The sequence below is a fragment of the Candidatus Thermoplasmatota archaeon genome (assembly GCA_022848865.1).
Lineage (GTDB): Archaea > Thermoplasmatota > Thermoplasmata > RBG-16-68-12 > JAGMCJ01 > JAGMCJ01.
Genome location: JAJISE010000078.1, coordinates 1 through 4,027 on the forward strand (window position 1 = coordinate 1; position 4,027 = coordinate 4,027).

Here is a 4,027-nt window from a genome sequence, read left to right on the forward strand (position 1 = left end):
GACCGTTACCCAAGCTTCTGGCTTGCAGAGAGAGCTTCGCCGTCGAAACACGCTATTTCCTTGATTTCCCTCTTCAACCTGAGAAGCTACCAAGATGTAGGTTCAGCGAAGGCGGTGAATGAGAAAATGGAGGCGAATACTGGACCAAGAAAGGCCCGGAGCAAGTCGATCTCCATCTGCCAAGTCGATACCGTCAACGCAGGGTTTGAGGCGGGGATTACAGGGCGGTGTTCGGTTGAAAGAGTCTGAAGAGAAGTTCCGGAGCATCTTCGAGAACGCGAATGACGGCTTGATGTTTCTCGACACGTCCGGAAAGGTCCTGGATGTCAATGAGAGTGCCGTTCGAATCTTTGGTGAGTCGAAAGAAGAACTGATAGGGAGGCACTTCACAGACGTATGTGCGGTTTCTCCGGAAAAGACATCAATAGTGGAGACCAGTTTCAGAGAAGTCCTTGCGGGAAAGAAGTTCATTCTACCATTGCAAATCAAGAACAAGAAAGGTCAGGAGATCGACATAGAGTGTTCGGCCAGTCTCGTGCAATCAGAGGGCAAAGCCCTGGGCGTGATAGCTGCCGCGAGAGACGTCACCGAGCGCAAGAGGGCGGAGAGAGAGCTTCGAAGGAATGAGGAGCGGCTGAAGATACTGTTCGAGTATGCGCCTGATGCCTGCGTTTTGTTCGACATGGAGGGAAACTTCGTGGACGGGAACAGGGCGGCAGAGAGATTGCTGGGTTACACGAGGGACGAGGCGATCGGGAAGAACATATTCGACCTGGAAGTGTTTCTTCCAGATGGCACCGAGAAAGCCCTTGAGAAGCTGGCGAAGAGCGTGAACGGACAGCCCACGGGACCCGATGAATTCGTGCTGATCCGAAAGGACGGCAAGCCGGTGACGGTGGAGACGAGAACATTCCCCGTGCGTATCGAGGGTCGGAAGCTGATATATGCAATCGCCCGTGACATCACCCTCCGCAAGTGGGCCGAGGAGGCAAAGGACAAACTGCTCTCCAACACGTCACACGAACTCCGAACTCCCCTCACGAGCATCGAGGGATACGCCAGATTCATGCTTTCTGGAAGAGCCGGAGATCTGTCGGACGAGCAAGAGAAATGTCTCGAAGTCATCGTCGAAGAATCGGACAGGCTGGGAGGGTTGATAGACAATTTCCTCGATTTGATAACGATCGACATCGAAGGTCTCAGGATGGACGTGAAGGAGGTCTCAATCGCTCAGATCGTCGACCGAGTCGTCTCCTCCATGGAGATCGAACTGAAGAAGAAGAGGATATCCTTGTCCAAGAAGTTCCCGTCCGTGTTGGGTCCCGTCAGAGGCGATGAGACGAGATTGAACCAGTTGTTCTCCAATCTTCTCAGCAATGCCATCAAGTTCACGCCAACCGGCGGCTCGGTGGAGATTCGGTCGAGGATGAGCAGTGAAGGCGTTATCGTTGAGGTGGCGGACACGGGCATAGGCATATCTTCCAAGGACATTCCCCACATTTTCGAAAGGTTCTATCAAGCGGACAGTTCATCTGCGCGGAAGTTCAAGGGCGTAGGCCTGGGTTTGGCGATATGCAGCGAGATCGTTGATGCCCACGGAGGACGCATCGAGGTGGAGAGCGAGCTTGGCAGGGGCTCGGTTTTCCGTGTGATCCTGCCGCAGGTTGAGGAGGCTCTGGATGGCGAGTAAGAAGATACTGGTGGTCGATGACGAACAGAATATTCTCGACCTGGTGGAAATGATATTGAAAGTGGAGGGATACAGAGTCTCGAAGGCTCGTGACGGTCCCGAGTGCTTTGACGTAATTGAGGAAGTGAGCCCGGACCTCGTCCTGCTCGACGTCAACATGCCAGGAATGAACGGGTGGGGCGTCTACGAGAAGCTGAGGGAGAATCCAAGGACGAAGGACATTCCGATAGCGATGTTCACCGTCAGGGCTCATCCTGGTGAGATAGAGAGGGCCCTGAACGCGATCGGTGTCGAGGACTACATAACGAAACCCTTCGATCCGGACGAGCTTGTGCGGCGTGTTGCGAGGCTTCTTTCGGAGTAGGGCGTAAGAATCGTTTTCCAGGGCTGGAAAAGACTTCTTTCGTGATGAGACCGGTGAGACCTCACTGCGCAGCGATTGAGACTCTCTTCTCGTCCTTGTCGAACAAGATCCTCTGCGCCAGCTCGCCAAAGACCCTCCCCACGTTCTCTCCCGTCTTGGCACTAGTGAAGATGTAGGGGGAACCCAAGCTCTTCGAGCACTTCACCACAGCCGATCTCTCGATTTCGAACCGATCCTCAAGATCCATCTTGTTCACCAAGATGTAGGTAGGAACCTTCCCCGCAACGTCGAAAACGGAGGAGGTCCAACCATCAATACTGCTCAGAGTTCCATTCCTGGTCACGTCGCACACTACCAAGATGCCCTGCATCCCCTCGAATTGAGACTCCATGTAGAGTTCCGCGACGTTCCTCTCGCCTATGATGTCCCAGATCATCATGTCCACCCTCATGCGCCTGTTCTTTGAGAGTGGAAGGAAGACCTCCTTCTTCGACACCTTTGCCCCTATCGTTCTCACGTATTCGTCGTCGAACTGGTCCAGGACGAACCTTCGGACGAGGCTCGTCTTGCCCACCTGGCGATCTCACGCGAGCCCGACTTTGAGTTTCGCTACGCTTTCCCCGGCTTCCTTCTTCTTTGCTGAGGCTTCCGAGACTATCCTCATCTCGTAGTCCACGCCAGCCACCTTCAGGAGGTAGCTCATCTTGGCGATGGCACTGTGAACGGTCCTTATCATTTCCCTGTTTCCAGAGGAGAAGGCGTTCTTTGGTGCGGTCAGAGTGAGTCTGCCCGATTCACAGAACCAACCCTCGGATTCCAGAACATCCGCAAGGAGCTTGAGTCTGGAATCCTCTCCCTTGATCAGGACCTCGAAGACGATTCTTCCCTTCCTGCTCGTATCTCTGAGATTATGATGCTTTGAGACTCCATCAAGGAGGACTCTTTTGCCTTTATACCGCGACGCGTTCAACTTATGCTCTCCCCCTCAGAAGCAGTTCCTGTCTGCCTTCGAATCGATTGCCTACTATTCTCCTTGCCAGATCAACGAAGGCTCTCTCGACATTCGAACCACTCTTGGCGCTGGTGAGGAGGGATTGCGCTCCGAAGCCCTTGCTGAACTTCGTTACGTCCGATCTCGTCATCGCCTTCTCGTCCTCGAGGTCCAGCTTGTTCGCGAGAATGTGAACCGGAACCTTTCCAGCCACATGATACGCTCCGTGAATCCATCCTTCCAGACCCTTGAGGCTGTTCTCATCCGTGAGGTCACAGACCGCCAGTATGCCCTGGGCTCCGACCAAGTAGGGACCCCTGCAGAGACTGACCATGCTCCTCGAGCCCATGACGTCCCATATGGACATGTCAACCAGGAGCGGCGTTCCATCCGAAAGGGAAAGAGGAATCTCCTTCTTTGTGACCTTCGCTCCAACGGTCCCGACGTATCTGTCATCGAACTGGTCAAGGACGAACCTCCTCACCAAGCTGGTCTTTCCGACCACGGCGTTGCCGACGAGTATCACCTTGACCTTGACCCTGGATGAATTCGATCCGCGATGACGGATGTGAGGAGGCGTGACCAAGTCGATCTCGTACTGGATGCCGGAGATCTCGAGAAGATGCTTTGCCCTGTTCAGGATCTTTCTGATTGGAACCATGTCCTCGTGCTTCTTCCTCACTATATCCTTCACGGGCAAAGGGAGAAGCATCTTGTTGTCAGAGAGTAGCCAACCATCTCCTTCGAGAGCCTCTCTTGTCGACTGAGAACACGGGTCTTCCGTGAGCAGTGAGATCTCTACGTAGACCTTCCGAGGCTCCTTGCTGACCATGGACTCATCCTGAAAGGTTTGAGAAACCCGGGGTGAGGGTCAAGAGAGTACGATGCAATCGGGGCAAAGCTCACGACGCATATGGACGGTCCCGGGTTTCTCGGCCTGCAGTTGCTGGCCGGAGGCAAAGAATCCCGGGAGAGGAGGAGG

The 4,027-nt window shown here is 54.2% G+C and carries 6 protein-coding genes; 3 read left to right on the forward strand and 3 right to left on the reverse strand.

The window, feature by feature from the left end:
* From LN415_09535 to LN415_09545, 3 genes are all read left to right on the forward strand, one after another.
* On the forward strand, nt 1-249 hold a 249-nt coding region (locus tag LN415_09535), incomplete at its 5' end, for a hypothetical protein (GenBank protein ID MCJ2557326.1).
* Nucleotides 236-1,690: a PAS domain-containing sensor histidine kinase gene (locus LN415_09540; GenBank protein MCJ2557327.1), complete on the forward strand. Its 1,455-nt coding sequence runs from the start codon at nt 236-238 to the stop codon at nt 1,688-1,690. The genes LN415_09535 and LN415_09540, both read left to right, overlap by 14 nt.
* Nucleotides 1,680-2,054 (forward strand): response regulator, encoded by a 375-nt coding sequence (locus LN415_09545; GenBank protein ID MCJ2557328.1) that lies wholly within the window; start codon nt 1,680-1,682, stop codon nt 2,052-2,054. Before LN415_09540 ends, LN415_09545 begins: the two co-directional genes overlap by 11 nt.
* 61 nt (nt 2,055-2,115) lie before the next feature.
* Here LN415_09545 and LN415_09550 read toward each other — a convergent pair whose 3' ends face one another.
* The 3 genes from LN415_09550 to LN415_09560 are packed head-to-tail and all read right to left on the reverse strand — an operon-like array spanning nt 2,116 to nt 3,877.
* Complete coding sequence (locus LN415_09550) at nt 2,116-2,628, reverse strand: GTP-binding protein (GenBank protein ID MCJ2557329.1); 513 nt, start codon at nt 2,626-2,628, stop codon at nt 2,116-2,118.
* A gap of 9 nt (nt 2,629-2,637) precedes the next feature.
* Nucleotides 2,638-3,024 (reverse strand): hypothetical protein, encoded by a 387-nt coding sequence (locus LN415_09555; GenBank protein ID MCJ2557330.1) that lies wholly within the window; start codon nt 3,022-3,024, stop codon nt 2,638-2,640.
* 1 nt (nt 3,025) lies between these two features.
* A complete protein-coding gene (locus tag LN415_09560) occupies nt 3,026-3,877 on the reverse strand; it encodes a GTP-binding protein (GenBank protein ID MCJ2557331.1) in 852 nt (283 codons plus the stop codon).
* Nucleotides 3,878-4,027: the final 150 nt, after the last annotated feature.